Raw genomic sequence first — 13,868 nt, forward strand, 5'->3', positions numbered from 1 at the left:
TTTACGGAGATATTCGGCCAGCAGCTTGCGCAGCGGCCGGCAACGCCAGTCGGGAGGGGGCACCGGCTGGTGGCGTGGACAAGGAATGCCCCCTTTTTTGCCGCCCCGGCGGCGCTCCCCTGAGCCGGGGAGGAGAAAGGCGAGATCATGGCAAGCGTCCTCATCGTGGAAGCGCGTTTCTACGATCATCTGAACGACATGCTGATCGCGGGCGCGCGCGCGGCGATCGAGGCGGCGGGGCATAGCGCCGAGGTGGTGACCGTGCCGGGCGCGCTGGAAGTGCCGGGCGCGATCGCGATGGCGGCGGAGAGCGGGCGCTATGACGCCTTTGTCGCGCTGGGCGTCGTGATCCGCGGCGAAACCTATCACTTCGAGATCGTATCTAACGAGAGCGCGCGCGGCATCATGGCGCTGACCATGGACGGCATCCCGATCGGTAACGGCATCCTCACCACCGAGAATGAGGAACAGGCGATCCGCCGCGCGGATCCGGCGCAGCTCGACAAGGGCGGCGGCGCGGCGCAGGCGGCGATCGCCATGCTCGAGTTGCAGCAGCGCTTCGCCTGATCCTGCTCACCTAAGTAAGCGCGGGCGGGCGCCCGCCTGCGGAAAAGGTTCGTCACGGACCTGAAGCAGCGATCGCGCGTATGGATCATCCGATCCACAAGCGAGCCGCTGCTTCCCTTATGATAGTTTCTTCCACTCCACGCTTCGGCAACATCGTTGGCGAAGTGTGGCGACCCCTCGCGGCCTTGTTCGTGTGGGACTGCATCGTCACGGCAGTCTATTTCTATTATCCGTTCACCGCGCCATCGCTGCCGCTGACCATCTTCGGTTCGGCGCTGGCGCTGTTCCTCGGCTTCCGCACGAACTCCGCCTATCAGCGCTGGTGGGAAGGGCGCGGCCTGTGGGGGCTGATGATCAACGCATCGCGCAGCCTGGCCCGCACGGCGCGCAACCTGCTGCCCGAAGAGGCACTGGACCTGAAGCGCACGATCGTGCTGCGCCACGTCGCTTATGTGAATGCTTTGCGGTGCCAGTTGCGCCGTCAGTCGGCCGACGCCGAGGTGCTGCGCTTCCTGTCGCGCGGCGAGGCGGAGCCTGCCTTGCAGCGGGCGAACGTCGCCAACGGCATCCTCGACGGATCCTCACGACGGCTGGACGATGCGCGGCAGAGGGGCTGGATCGACACCATCCAGCAGGCGCATTTCGAGCAATTGTTCGTCGACATCTCCAACGCGCAGGGCGGCATGGAGCGGATCAAGAACACGCCCTTGCCCAACCAATATCGCTTCTTCCCCACGTTCTTCACGCGATTGTTCTGCGTCCTGCTGCCGATCGGGCTGGTGGAGACGCTGGGCATCGCGACGCCGGTCGGGTCGACCGTCGCCGGGCTGATGTTCCTCGCCGCGCTGCAGATCGGCGATGACCTGGTCGACCCGTTCGCCAACACGATCCACGATGTCCCGCTGACGGGTATGTGCCGGACGATCGAGATCGACCTGCTGCAATCGATCGGCGACGAAGCGCCAACGCCGTTGCAGCCGGTGGACGGCGTGTTGTGGTGACAGAATGGCCGGCAAAAGGCAGTATTTTCAACGTGCTGCGGGATAGGTCGCGCGCAACGCCATGGGGTCTGGCGTCCCGATAATATCTTACTTATACTCGTGTAAGTAAGATCGGGAGAGAGATTGCCACCATGGCCTATGCGCACACGCTCGCCGCCAATCCGCACTGGCTGCCGGCTAATCCTCCATCGGCGCTGAAGGACATTCCCGGAAGCCGCGGGCTGCCGTTCGTCGGCAATACCTTCAGGGTGCTGAAGGACCCGCTGGGCTTCACCAACAGGATGGTGGCCAAGTACGGCCCGGTCTATCGCAACCGAACGTTTGGGGGCGACGGCGTGGTCTTGCTGGGGCCGGAAGCGAACGAGCTGGTGCTGTTCGACAAGGAGAAGAATTTCTCCTCCGAACAGGGCTGGGGCCCGATCCTGAACCTCGTCTTCCCGCGCGGCCTGATGCTGATGGATTTCGAGAAGCATCGCGCCGACCGCAAGGCATTGTCAGTAGCGTTCAAGCCGGAGCCGATGCGCCATTATGCCGCCGAGCTGAATGCCGGGATCGCGGCGCAGGTGAGCAGCTGGGGCAATCGCCCGATGCCATTCTATCGCGCGATCAAGGCGCTGAGCCTCGACCTGGCGGCAACCAGTTTCCTTGGCGTGCCGCTGGGCCCCGAGGCATCGCGGATCAACCAGGCCTTCGTCGACGAGGTGCAGGCGTCGGTATCGCCGATCCGCAAGCCGCTGCCCGGCACCTCGATGCGCAAGGGCGTGAAGGCGCGCGAATATCTGGTCGATTACTTCACCCGCGAGATCCCGCGCCGGCGCGCGGGGGAGCAGCAGGGGCAGGATTTCTTCTCGCAATTCTGCCGCGCAACCGACGAAAGCGGTGCCCTGCTGTCCGACGAGGCGATCGTCGATCACATGAACTTCCTGATGATGGCGGCGCACGACACGATCACCTCGTCCGCCACCAGCCTCGTCATGCTGCTGGGGCGTCATGTCGAATGGCAGGACCGGCTGCGTGCCGAGGTCCAGTCGCTGGGCAGCAACGACGGCGGCGTGCCCTATGAGCAGCTCGACCGGCTGGTCGAGACCGAATGGGCGTTCAAGGAAGCGCTGCGGATGGTGCCGCCGGTGCCGTCCATCCCGCGCCGCGCGATGCGCGACTTCACCTTTGGCGGCTATCACATTCCGGCCGGCACGCATGTCGGGGTGAACACCGCCTATACCCATATGATGCCGGAGCATTGGCCCAATCCCGAGACGTTCGATCCCGAGCGCTTCTCTCCCGAACGGTCGAAGGGGCGGCATCGCTTTGCCTGGGTGCCGTTCGGCGGCGGGGCGCACATGTGCATCGGGCTGCATTTCGCGACGATGCAGATCCGGATCCTGATGGCCCAGCTGCTGAGCCGCTATCGCATCGAGCTGGAACCGGGGTCGGGCAGCGACTGGCAAATCTTCCCGATCCCACAGCCCAAGGACGGCCTGCCGGTACGCTTCGTGCCGCTCTGATCGCGAGCCGGTGACCTCAGCGACGCCGGTTGCCGCAGCGGCGGCCGGCGTCCGTGACCCGGGGAAGGATGCGCTGCGTCCCATTGCGGGGCTATTCACAAGGTGTTCAATCCGATCCCGCTATGCAACGAGGCATGAGGATGTTCGCCGCCCTTGCCCTGTCACTCTTGCCCGCCGCCACGATGGCGCAGCCGGCCGAGCAGCAGCGCGACGGCGTGGCCGCGTGGCGCGCGCTGCGCGAAGGGCGCATCCTGCCGATCAAGGAAATCGAGCGACGCGTCGTCCCGACGATGAAGGACGCGCAATATATCGGTTTCGATTTCGAGATGCCGAGCGCGGTCTACACGCTGAAGTTCCTGCGCGATGGCACGGTGATCTGGGTGGATGTCGATGGTCGCTCGGGTCAGGTCATCGGCCGCACGGGTCGGTGAGCGATCGTTGACGCGCGCCACCGCAATGCTAACCACGACCTTTGGTGACAAGAGGTAGTCCATGCGCGTCCTGATCGTTGAGGATGAACCCAATCTCGGCCAGCAGCTCAAGAGCACGCTGGAAGGAGCGGGCTATGCCATCGATCTGGCGACGGACGGCGAGGAAGGGCATTTCCTCGGCTCGACCGAGAATTACGATGCCGTCGTGCTGGACCTTGGCCTGCCGGAGATCGACGGGCTGACCGTGCTCGATCGCTGGCGCAAGGAGGGCAAGGTGATGCCCGTGCTGGTGCTGACCGCGCGCGACAGCTGGTCCGACAAGGTCGCCGGGCTGGACGCAGGCGCGGACGATTATGTCGCCAAGCCGTTCCAGTCCGAAGAGCTGATCGCCCGCCTGCGCGCGCTGATCCGGCGCGCATCGGGCAATGCCTCCTCAGAGCTGAACGCGGGCGACGTCCGGCTCGACACGCGTAGCGGCAAGGTGACGCGCGCCGGCGAGCCGGTGAAGCTGACCGCGCAGGAATATAAGCTTTTGTCCTACCTGCTCCATCACAAGGGCAAGGTGGTGAGCCGCACCGAGTTGATCGAGCATATCTACGATCAGGATTTCGATCGGGATTCGAACACCATCGAAGTGTTCGTGACGCGCATCCGCAAGAAGCTGGGCCAGGACGTGATCACCACGATCCGGGGACTGGGTTACAGTCTGGAAGATCCGGCGGCGTAAAGGTCGGCGGCCTGCGGCTGTTCCCATAGTCCGATGCGTTCATATCCCGCCTCGTGCCAGCTGTTGGTCCCCGGCACGGCCTGCGAATCCAGCGCGGCGATGACCGGCGGCGCGGCATGAGCGGGAACGATGCCGGTGAAGACCCAGGACGCGAGCAGGAAGCCCGCGACCAGGCTGGTGATGAGCGCGCCGAGCGACGCGATCGCGAGGACCGGAAAGGTACGCGACATACTTCGTCTCCTTTCTCCGCGAGTGAACAACAGGGCACCGGCATGGTTCCGGCGCGCGACGAAACGAGTGCGGACGGGCGCTTCGCCAGCACGGGGTCGCTGACCCGGCGGATGATCGTCATTGCCGCGGTGTGGATCGCGGTATTGCTGGCGGGTGGCGGCTTCGCGCTGGACCGGGTGCTGACTGCGGCGGTGACGCAGAATTTCGACGACCAGCTCGAATATGTGCTGCGCTCACTGCTCGTCTCGGCCGAGATCGGGCCGGAGGGCGAGGTGATGTTCAATCGCGAGCCCGCCGACCAGCGCTTCCTCGAGCCTTATTCCGGCGTGTACTGGCAAGTGTCGGCAAAGGGGCGCGAGGCGTTTCCCTCCCGATCCTTGTGGGATCGCCAGCTGCAATATGGCCAACCGCACGACGACCGCGCGGTGCACATCTATGACAGCGACCAATTCGGCACCGAAAAGCTGCGGGTCGTCGAGCGTGACGTGAAGCTGCCGGGATCGGACGTGCGCTGGCGGTTCCAGGTGGCGCACAATCGCGACGGGCTCGACGCGCAGATCGGGGCGCTGCGCCGGACGCTGGTGCGCAGTTTCCTGCTGCTGGGGCTGGGGCTGATCGTGCTGGCGGCGCTGCAGACCTTTTACGGGCTGTTGCCGCTGCGCAAGCTGCGGCTGGAGATTGCGCGGATGCGGGGCGGGCGGACCAACCGCATCGCCGGGCCGCTGCCGGTCGAGGTGGCGCCGCTGGTCGAGGAGCTGAATGCGCTGGTGGCGCATAACGAAACGCAGGCGGAGGAAGCGCGGCGCCATGCCGGGAACCTTGCCCATGCGCTGAAGACGCCGCTGACGGTGATCATGAACGCGGCGACCGCGCAGTCGGACGATCTGGCCGACACGGTGGTGCGCGAGGCGCGGACGATGCGGCGGCAGGTCGACCACCATCTCGCGCGGGCGCGTGCGGTCGGGCGGCGCGGATCGGCGCACAGCCGGGCGGAGGTGTGGCCGAGCGTCGAATCGGTCGAGCGTGCGGTGCGGCGGCTCTATCCGCATGTGCGGATCGACATGGATGGGCCGAAGGACCTGGTCGCGCATATCGAGCGCCAGGATCTGGACGAGATCATGGGCAATCTGGTCGAGAATGCCGCCAAATATGGCGGCGGCAGCGTGTTCGTGACGGTGGGCGCGCAGGCCGGGTTCGTCGAGATCCTGGTCGAGGATGACGGCATGGGCATACCGGAGGCGGACCGCATCCGCATCTTCGACCGCGGCGTCAGGCTGGACACGGGCAAGCCGGGTACGGGGCTTGGCCTCGCCATCGTGCGCGACGTGGCGGAGATCTACGAAGGGACCGTCAGCCTGGAGGAGAGCGAGGACCTGGGCGGGCTGCTGGTGCGGCTGCGACTGCCGCTGGCGACCTGACGGGCACCGTCCGCCGTGGCGGAAGGCGCCCGTTCGCGATCAATAGGCGAGCTTCAGGCCGGGGCGGTTCCAGCGGGTCTTCACCAGCCGGCCGGTGCCCGACAGCGTGAGATAGGCATCACGCATGTCATCACCGCCGAAGCAGATGTTGGTGGTGAAGATGTCGTCTGTGGCGACGAATTCAACGAGGTCGCCGTCGGGCGAGACGACGCTGATCCCGCTTTCGCCGATCGTCGCGACGCAGACGTTGCCCGACGCCTCCACCGCGAGCGAATCGAAGAATTTCCACCCCGCGGGGCGGTAGACCGGGATGCCGGCACCGCCGACGCCGGCCGCGGTATCGACCTTGCCCGGCGCGGTGACGCGGAATTTCATCAGCCGGCAGGTGTAGGTTTCCGCGGCGTAGAGCCATTGGCCGTCGGGTGAGAGGCCGCAACCGTTGGGATTGTTGGACGGGAAGACGACTTCCTCGAGATGGCTGCCGTCGGCCTTCGCATAGAAGATGCCAACGACATCATGGATCCGCTTGGCGTGATCCATCTTGCCGTGATCGGTGAACCAGAAGCCGCCGTGATTATCGAACACGAGGTCGTTGGGGCCGCGCAGGACGCAGCCGAAATCGCCCGACTTGTACAGCACCTCGACCGTGCCGGTTGCAGGGTCGATCCGCTCGATCCGGCCGCCCGAATAATTGGAGGCAATGCCGCCGGGAGCGAGCATGCCGTTGTTTTCGTGCCAGTCGAACCCGCCGTTGTTGCAGCAATAGAGCATGCCGTCGGGGCCGAGCGCGAGGCCATTGGGACCGCCGCCAGGCTCGGCGATCGTCTCCTTCGATCCATCGGGCGTCACCCTGGTGATTCGCCCCGGCTCGATCTCCACCAGCGCGATGCTGCCGTCCGGCATGAAGACTGGCCCTTCGGGAAAACGCAGCCCGTCGGTCACCAGTTCGAAGTTCGCCATGATCCTCTCCGCTCTTTTCTTGTTGCGCGGGAGAATTGTCTAAGGCGATCGGCTTAGCAAGCCGCTTCGGTGGCATTCGGCGGGCAGCAAGTCAGGCAGCGCCGTTATGGCCACATTGCTACCAATATAGTGGCGGAGGTGCAGAGGCCGGGGTAGGGATCGTCGCATGAGCGAACCCGAGACGACCCGCACCGGCGGCCGCATCCTGGTGGATCAACTGGCAGCGCAGGGCTGCGATCGCATCTTCACGGTGCCGGGCGAAAGTTTCCTTGCCGTGCTCGACGCGCTGGTCGACGTGCCGCAGATCGATGTGGTGACGTGCCGGCAGGAAGGCGGCGTGACGTTCATGGCCTGCGCCGACGGCGCGCTGACCCATCGGCCGGGCATTGCGTTCGTCACGCGCGGGCCGGGCGCCACCAACGCGTCGATCGGCGTCCATGTCGCGATGCAGGATTCACAGCCGATGATCCTGTTCATCGGCGACGTCGACCGCGGCATGCGCGACCGCGAGGCGTTTCAGGAGATCGATTTCGCCGCGATGTTCAGCCCGATTGCCAAATGGGCGGCGCGGATCGACGATGCGCGGCGCATCCCGGAATATGTCGCGCGCGCCTATAGCGTGGCGATGAACGGGCGGCCGGGCGCGGTGGTGATCGCGCTGCCGGAGGACATGCTGCTTGACGAAGTGGTGGCGGTGGATCGCCCGCGCGTCGAGCGGATCGGGCAGGCGCCCGATCCCGATGCGATGGAGCAGCTTGCCGATCTGCTGGCCACGGCGGAGCGACCTTTGGCGATCATCGGCGGCGCAGGATGGGATGCGGCGGCGGGGCAGGACATTGCCGCCTGGGCCGACCGGACCGGCGTGCCGCTGGTCGCCGCTTTCCGCCGACAGGATGCGGTGCCCAACGACTGCCCGGCCTATGCCGGCAACCTGGGCTATGGCCCCAACCCGCTGCTGGTCGAACGCGTGAAGGACGCCGACCTGCTGCTGGTGATCGGCGCGCGGCTGGGGGAAGCGACGACCGACGGCTATACGCTGATCTCCCCGGAACATCCCGGCCAGCGGATGGTGCATGTTCACCCCGATCCGTCCGAGCTTGGCAGCACTTATTGCACGGACCTCGCGATCTGCGCGACCATGGCGGAGTTCGCCGAGGCGCTGGCGCTGGTCGACGGTCCGGCACGCGCGCACGATCTGGAGGCGCACGACGATTATCGCGCCTGGTCGACGCCGCGCGAGCGCGAGGGCGTGACGCTGGACCTGGGGCAGTGCGTGCTGGCGATGCGCGAGCAGCTGCCGGCGGACACCATCATCTGCAACGGCGCGGGCAACTTTTCCGGCTGGTGGCACCGCTATTGGCCCTATGCCGGGCCGGGGACTCAGCTGGCGCCGACCGCCGGAGCCATGGGCTATGGCGTTCCGGCCGCCGTGGCGGCGTCGCGCCGCCGCCCGGATCGCACCGTGGTTGCCGTGGCGGGAGATGGCGATTTCCTGATGAACGGGCAGGAACTGGCGACCGCCGTCCAGCACGATTGTGAGTTGCTGGTCATCATCGTCGACAATGGCGCTTATGGCACGATCCGCATGCATCAGGAGCGTGAGTTTCCCGGCCGGTTGTCGGCGACCCGACTGCACAATCCCGACTTCGCAGCGCTGGCGCGGGCCTATGGCGCCTGGGCGGAGACGGTGGAGCGGACGGCCGACTTCGCCGGCGCGCTGGAACGTGCCGTCGGGCAGGGCGGCGTCAGGTTGCTGCACCTGAAAACCGACGTCGAGTTCATCACCGCCGGGACCACGCTGAGCGCGATCCGCAGCGCGGCGAAACGCTGAAACCTGCGACAACGGCGGGCGGTCGATACCGCTCGCCTGTTCGCAACGTTATTTCTTTCCCGCCAGCTTGTCCTTGAGCCCGGCGAGCGCGCCGAACGGACCGGCTTCGTCCTCGCCCAGGATTCCGGCCTCGCGCAGCGCCGCTTCGGCATTGGGGCCGCGCGGAAAGGGATCGAGCGCAAGGGCGAGCGTTTCCGCCGCGACCTCGCCAAGGTCGATCGCGCCGCCCTCCAGCGGGAGGACGTCGATCCCGTCGTCGTCGAGCTCCACTTCCTCGCCGGCGGCCGAATCCTCGACGAAGCGAAGGTCGACGGTTTCGGCGATCCGCGCGGGCAGCGGCTCATCGGTGATCGAGCAGCGCTGGGTCGCCTCCGCCTGCACCTTCCCAGACACGGCGATCCCGCCGGCGACGCGCTGCACGGTGAAGCTGCCCTCCAGGCGCTTGATCCCGATCAGGTTGAACCGGCGCGCGAGCGCGGCGCGCTGCGTCTCGTCAGCGGCGATGGTTTCGGTCCGCGCGCCTTCGCCGATCATGTCGATGCGGACGGGATGGGAGAATTCGGGGGTCATGCCAGTCGGCCTTCGCGCAGCGCGGATAGGGGAATGGTGGCGAGCGCGGCATGCAGTGCCTGCAACTGGTCGCTGACATAGCGCGCCTGCGATTCGCCGGGTGCCTCGCCGCGCCACAGGTTGCGGATCAGCCCGTCGGTAAGGTCGCCGGCGGCGATCCCCTCACGGTAGGTGCCGAGCCGGCCACCCAGCATCCCCATCATGCGCCCGACATGCTTGCCGACGACGATATCGCCAAAGCCGATCTGCCGCACCTGCGCGTCCATGTCGTCGACGAATCGCTCGGTCAGGTCGGTCGAGAGCGTGGCGGCGGCAAGGTCGCCCGGCGGTTCTGCCTCGATCCGCAGCATCACCATGGCGAGAACCGCGGCCACCATGTCGAACCGCCCGTCGAGCGTATCGGGCGCGCCGCCATCGAGATACCAATGCGGTTCGCGCGCCTTTGCCACCACCGCCGCATAGAGCGGGGCCGCCGCATCGCGATTGCGCCGTCGAAACCGTTGAAGAAGAGCCAAGATCGTCGTGCCTGTCGTGCTTGTGTCAAGTGTCGTGGAGGCATATTGAGGGGAATGGCCGACGGCGCAACGGCGCGTCGCATGCCCCAAGGCCTTTTGCGGAGTAGCCATGCGTTTTCCCCTCCTGATCGCTGCCGCCATCGCGGTGACCGCGTCGGCCTGTGCGCCCCTGCGCTCGCATCAGGGCTATGTCGTCGATGCGGACCTGCTCAATTCGGTGCAGCCCGGCGTGGACAACCGGCAGTCGGTACTGGCGACGCTGGGCCAGCCGAGCTTCGCCAGCCAGTTCAACCAGGGCGACTGGTATTACATTTCGCGCGACAGCCGGAATTATGCGTTCAATACGCCCAAGCCCAAGGAGCAGGTGACCGTCCAGATCAGCTTTGATCAGAACGGCAACGTCAGCGCGATCCGCAAGTCGGGTGTCGAGCAGGTCGCGTCGATCAGCCCGACCAAGAAGACCACCCCGACGCTGGGCCGTGATCGCGGCTTCTTCGCCGACCTGTTCGGCAACATCGGCACGGTCGGCGCCGCCGGCGCGGGTGCGGGGCCGGGCGGCCGCTGAGTCTTTCGGCTTCCGGCCTTCCGGCGCCGGGGCCTTTTCGCGGCGCAGCTTTCTATCTGCTGACTGGCGCATTCTCCGGCGGTTCAGCGGCGGGGGCCGATACCTTCGATTACGGCAGGGCATTCCGCGGGAATGCCGGCCAGACGAATGGAGGTGTCTGATCATGCGTAAGTTGATCGTTTCGCTGATGATGGCGGCGACCATCGCCCCCGCTGTGGCCGCTGCACAGTCGCCGGGGGAGTTGCGCCGCGACCGGCAGGATATCCGGGAACAGCGCCGGGACCTGTATGAGGCGCAGCGCCGGGGCGACCGGCGCGACGTGCGCGAGGCCCGGCAGGACTTGCGCGAGGCACGGCGCGAATATCGTGAAGACCTGCGTGATCGCGACCGCCGCTGGGCCCGCGACGACTGGCGCGGCTATCGCAACCAGAATCGTGCGCTCTACGCCCGTGGGCAGTGGCGCGCGCCGTTCCGCTACAATCAGTGGCGGCCGGGCGCGCGGATTGCGCCCAGCTATTATGCGCAGCGTTACTGGATCAACGATCCATGGCGTTATCGCCTGCCGCCGGCCCGCCCCAATACGCGCTGGGTACGCCATTACAACGACGTCCTTCTGGTCGATTACCGGCGTGGTACCGTGCTGGACGTGATCCGGAACTTTTACTGGTGACGCGAAGCGGGCCGGGCGTTTGATCGCCCGGCCCGTCCCGTTCTCGTGACCCGGAGCGGCCGCGCCGCAAGCTACGCCGCAAGCGCGGCCGGTGCCTGGCTTGGGATCCGGCACTAGTCCCGAAAGGGGGTTGGGACTAAGCGAGGGAACGCGCATGTCCCGGATTGGTTCTGTTGATGCCTGCGATTTTTGAAATACCCGGCGAATACTTGATCCAATAGGGGTCGAACGGCTTTTTGTTGCTTATGCGCAAATAATCGCACAGTCTTGGCCGGCCGTATCGGGGGGTCGGCTTGCGATGGGAGAAATCGCACTCTGGTGGCTCGACGCAACAGTGCGCGAGCTTACATTGTTTGCAGCTGTCGGTTTTCTGATCGGCGGCGTGGATGATCTGTTGGTCGACGTGGTGTGGATGTACCACCGGCTGCGTTACGGATCGACGCGTCGCTCGCTCGCCAATCTGCCGCATCCGGAAGATGCGCGTCGACTGGCGGTGTTCGTCCCGGCATGGGACGAGGGGGCGGTGATCGGGCCGATGCTGCGCACCGCGCTCGCCCGGTTCGACCATCCGTGTTTCCGCATCTACGTCGGCTGCTACCCCAACGATCCTGTGACCAGCGGCATCGTCGCCGAACTGGCGGCGCAGGATTCGCGCGTGCGGCTGGTCATCGCAACGCGGGCAGGGCCGACGACCAAGGCGGACAATCTCAACGAAATGTGGCGCGCGCTGCGGCATGACGATGCGGTCGACGGCGAGATGACGCTGGCGGTGGTGCTGCACGATGCGGAGGACGTGGTTCATCCGCTGGAGCTGATGGTGTTCGACGCGCTGATCAGCCGATACCAGCTGGTGCAGATCCCGGTGCTGCCGCTGGTCGATCGCCGCGCCCGGCTGGTGTCGGGCCATTATGCCGACGAGTTTGCCGAATCGCATGGCCGCCACATGGCGCTGCGCGCGGCATTGGGGGCGGGGTTGCCGCTGTCCGGCGTGGGCTGCGCCATCTCGGTCGCGGTGCTGGCAGCGATGGAAGACGCTTATGGGGCGCCGTTCGATGAGGACAGCCTGACCGAGGATTATGAGTTGGGGCTGCGCGCGACGGCGCTTGGCTACCGGCCGTTCTTTGCGCGGGTCGAGGACTGGGCGGGACGGCTGGTCGCGGTGCGCGCCTTCTTCCCGGCGACGGTGGAGGCGGCGGTTCGCCAGAAGGGTCGGTGGATGACCGGCATCGCGCTCGCCGGCTGGGATCGGATCGGCTGGGCGCGCGTGCCGCACCTTGCCGATCACTGGATGCGGATGCGCGACCGGCGTGGCCCGCTGGCGGTGATCGTCCTGGCCGCCGCCTATCTGGCGATCGTGGGCTGGGGCGCGGCGGCACTGGCGCATACCGTCCTTGGCTTGCCGGTGCTGGATATCAGCGAGGGTATGCGCCTGCTGCTCACCGTCAATCTCCTGTTGCTGATCTGGCGGCTCGGCTGGCGCGTGGCCTCCACCGGCCGGGCCTATGACTGGCACGAGGCGCTGTGGGCGGTGCCGCGGGCGATTGTCGGCAACGTCATATCGATGCTCGCCGCGATTCGCGCCGCCGCCCAATATGTGCGCATGCTGAGCGGGTCGCCCCCGCGTTGGGACAAGACCGTGCATGTCTTCCCTGAGGAGCTGCCGGCATGACGGCCCGGACCGGGCGCCCGCTGCGCTTTCTGGTCGGCCTGCTGGGGCTGTGGATCGGGCTGCGGGCATTGCAATTGTGGCCTGGTGACGTTGCACTCGCGGCCGAAACCCGGGCGGTGGCGGCCAGGGCAGAGCCGGCGATGGCGCCGCGCATCCTGGCGATCATCGCGGCGCCGTTTGCGCGACCGCAGGAGGTGGCGGCCCGGCCACCGGCCGAACCGGCGCGAGTCATTGTGGCGTCGCCCCCGGCCATGTCGGTCGCGGCGACGTCGCGCGCGCTGCCCGACATGCCGGGTGCGGGCGCCCCGGTGCGATTGACGCCGGCGAACGAGGTCCGGCCGCGCTACGTGCCGTCGGCCGACATGCGGGTCAGGGCGGTCGAAACGCTCGCTTTTTCATACGATCTGCCGCGGCAATCGTCGCCCGCGGCGGGAGAGTGGGAGCGGCCAAGATTGGTGCCGCCTAGTCCGGGAGGTCACTCCACCCATGCCGTCCCGCCGCCCGCGAGCCAAGCCAGCGTCGCGGCCGGCGCGCCGTTGCCGGCGGCGCAGGGCCCGTCGCGATTTGGCGGCAGCGCCTGGGCGATCTTGCGGCCGGGCGATGCGGCGCCGTTCGTCCCGCAGCTTGGCGGAAGTCAGGCGGGGGCGCGGCTGACCTATGCCATCGATGCCGCGCGGCGACTGTCGATTGCCGGGCGGTTTTCGGGGGCGCTGGAAAGCCGGCAGAGCGAGGCCGCGATTGGGCTCGACTGGCGGCCGACGTCGCTGCCGGTGCATGTCGTCGCCGAGCAGCGCATCGGGATCGATCGCGCACGGGGCGGCCCGGCGCTGGGGCTGGTCGGCGGCTTTGGCCCGTTGCCGCTGACTTCGTGGCTGATGCTGGACGGCTATGCGCAGGGCGGCGGGATCGCGCGCGACGGGATCGAGGGCTATGTCGATGGGGCGATGCGGATCAGCTACCCGCTGGCGCGGCTGGGCCCGGCGCGGATCGACCTGGGGCTGGGTGCATGGGGTGCGGCGCAGCGCGGGGCGTCTCGCGTCGACGCCGGGCCGTGGCTGTCGACCGCTTTGCCCGTCGCGGGCCGATCGTTGCGGTTGTCGCTCGAATGGCGGCAGCGGCTGGCGGGCCGCGCAACGCCGCATTCCGGTCCGGCACTGACCATCGGCACCGATTTCTGACCGCTGGCGCTTCCCCGCCGCGGCCGATCG

The 13,868-nt window shown here is 67.1% G+C and carries 15 protein-coding genes; 11 read left to right on the forward strand and 4 right to left on the reverse strand.

The window, feature by feature from the left end:
- The first annotated feature begins 147 nt into the window (after window positions 1–147).
- The 5 genes from ribH to L8F96_RS10265 all read left to right on the forward strand — a co-directional run bounded on the left by ribH (window position 148) and on the right by L8F96_RS10265 (window position 4,231).
- A complete protein-coding gene (gene ribH, locus L8F96_RS10245) occupies window positions 148–567 on the forward strand; it encodes a 6,7-dimethyl-8-ribityllumazine synthase (protein WP_046409008.1) in 420 nt (139 codons plus the stop codon).
- A gap of 119 nt (window positions 568–686) precedes the next feature.
- A complete protein-coding gene (locus L8F96_RS10250) occupies window positions 687–1,568 on the forward strand; it encodes a bestrophin family protein (protein WP_334655941.1) in 882 nt (293 codons plus the stop codon).
- 131 nt (window positions 1,569–1,699) lie between these two features.
- A complete protein-coding gene (locus L8F96_RS10255) occupies window positions 1,700–3,073 on the forward strand; it encodes a cytochrome P450 (protein ID WP_046409010.1) in 1,374 nt (457 codons plus the stop codon).
- A 134-nt stretch (window positions 3,074–3,207) separates the two neighbouring features.
- A complete protein-coding gene (locus tag L8F96_RS10260) occupies window positions 3,208–3,504 on the forward strand; it encodes a hypothetical protein (RefSeq protein ID WP_052742516.1) in 297 nt (98 codons plus the stop codon).
- A 61-nt stretch (window positions 3,505–3,565) separates the two neighbouring features.
- A complete protein-coding gene (locus tag L8F96_RS10265; RefSeq protein ID WP_046409012.1) occupies window positions 3,566–4,231 on the forward strand; it encodes a response regulator transcription factor in 666 nt (221 codons plus the stop codon).
- On the opposite strand, the gene L8F96_RS10270 is transcribed toward L8F96_RS10265, so the two are convergent.
- Entirely contained in the window at window positions 4,204–4,461 is a 258-nt protein-coding gene (locus tag L8F96_RS10270) for a hypothetical protein (protein ID WP_125946167.1), read from the reverse strand. The genes L8F96_RS10265 and L8F96_RS10270 overlap by 28 nt on opposite strands.
- Before the next feature lie 111 nt (window positions 4,462–4,572).
- Here L8F96_RS10270 and L8F96_RS10275 point away from each other — a divergent pair, with 111 nt between their 5' ends.
- Window positions 4,573–5,880 carry a sensor histidine kinase gene (locus L8F96_RS10275; protein WP_417158971.1) on the forward strand — a complete coding sequence of 436 codons (1,308 nt, stop codon included), beginning with the start codon at window positions 4,573–4,575 and terminating at the stop codon, window positions 5,878–5,880.
- Window positions 5,881–5,919: 39 nt separating this feature from the next.
- Here the strand turns inward: L8F96_RS10275 and L8F96_RS10280 are convergent, their stop codons facing one another.
- Window positions 5,920–6,840 carry an SMP-30/gluconolactonase/LRE family protein gene (locus tag L8F96_RS10280; protein ID WP_334655942.1) on the reverse strand — a complete coding sequence of 307 codons (921 nt, stop codon included), beginning with the start codon at window positions 6,838–6,840 and terminating at the stop codon, window positions 5,920–5,922.
- A gap of 166 nt (window positions 6,841–7,006) precedes the next feature.
- Between L8F96_RS10280 and L8F96_RS10285 the strand changes: the two genes are divergently transcribed.
- A complete protein-coding gene (locus L8F96_RS10285) occupies window positions 7,007–8,671 on the forward strand; it encodes a thiamine pyrophosphate-binding protein (RefSeq protein ID WP_334655943.1) in 1,665 nt (554 codons plus the stop codon).
- A gap of 48 nt (window positions 8,672–8,719) precedes the next feature.
- Here L8F96_RS10285 and L8F96_RS10290 read toward each other — a convergent pair whose 3' ends face one another.
- Complete coding sequence (locus tag L8F96_RS10290) at window positions 8,720–9,241, reverse strand: YceD family protein (RefSeq protein ID WP_046409017.1); 522 nt, start codon at window positions 9,239–9,241, stop codon at window positions 8,720–8,722.
- Window positions 9,238–9,756 carry a ubiquinol-cytochrome C chaperone family protein gene (locus L8F96_RS10295; RefSeq protein ID WP_241212690.1) on the reverse strand — a complete coding sequence of 173 codons (519 nt, stop codon included), beginning with the start codon at window positions 9,754–9,756 and terminating at the stop codon, window positions 9,238–9,240. The genes L8F96_RS10290 and L8F96_RS10295 overlap by 4 nt, the downstream gene beginning before the upstream one ends.
- A 109-nt stretch (window positions 9,757–9,865) precedes the next feature.
- Here L8F96_RS10295 and L8F96_RS10300 point away from each other — a divergent pair, with 109 nt between their 5' ends.
- From L8F96_RS10300 to L8F96_RS10315, 4 genes are all read left to right on the forward strand, one after another.
- Window positions 9,866–10,321, forward strand: a complete 456-nt coding sequence (locus tag L8F96_RS10300; RefSeq protein ID WP_046409019.1) for an outer membrane protein assembly factor BamE — start codon at window positions 9,866–9,868, stop codon at window positions 10,319–10,321.
- 163 nt (window positions 10,322–10,484) lie between these two features.
- A complete protein-coding gene (locus tag L8F96_RS10305; protein ID WP_125946171.1) occupies window positions 10,485–10,991 on the forward strand; it encodes an RcnB family protein in 507 nt (168 codons plus the stop codon).
- 298 nt (window positions 10,992–11,289) lie between these two features.
- On the forward strand, window positions 11,290–12,660 hold the full coding sequence (locus L8F96_RS10310; RefSeq protein WP_334655944.1) for a glycosyl transferase family protein: 1,371 nt from the start codon (window positions 11,290–11,292) through the stop codon (window positions 12,658–12,660).
- The gene (locus L8F96_RS10315; RefSeq protein ID WP_334655945.1) at window positions 12,657–13,838 is read left to right on the forward strand and encodes a hypothetical protein; all 1,182 of its coding nucleotides are present in this window, start codon (window positions 12,657–12,659) and stop codon (window positions 13,836–13,838) included. The genes L8F96_RS10310 and L8F96_RS10315 overlap by 4 nt, the downstream gene beginning before the upstream one ends.
- Window positions 13,839–13,868 lie beyond the last annotated feature (30 nt).

Origin of the sequence: Sphingomonas panaciterrae (assembly GCF_036890205.1) — a bacterium.
GTDB lineage: Bacteria > Pseudomonadota > Alphaproteobacteria > Sphingomonadales > Sphingomonadaceae > Sphingomonas > Sphingomonas panaciterrae.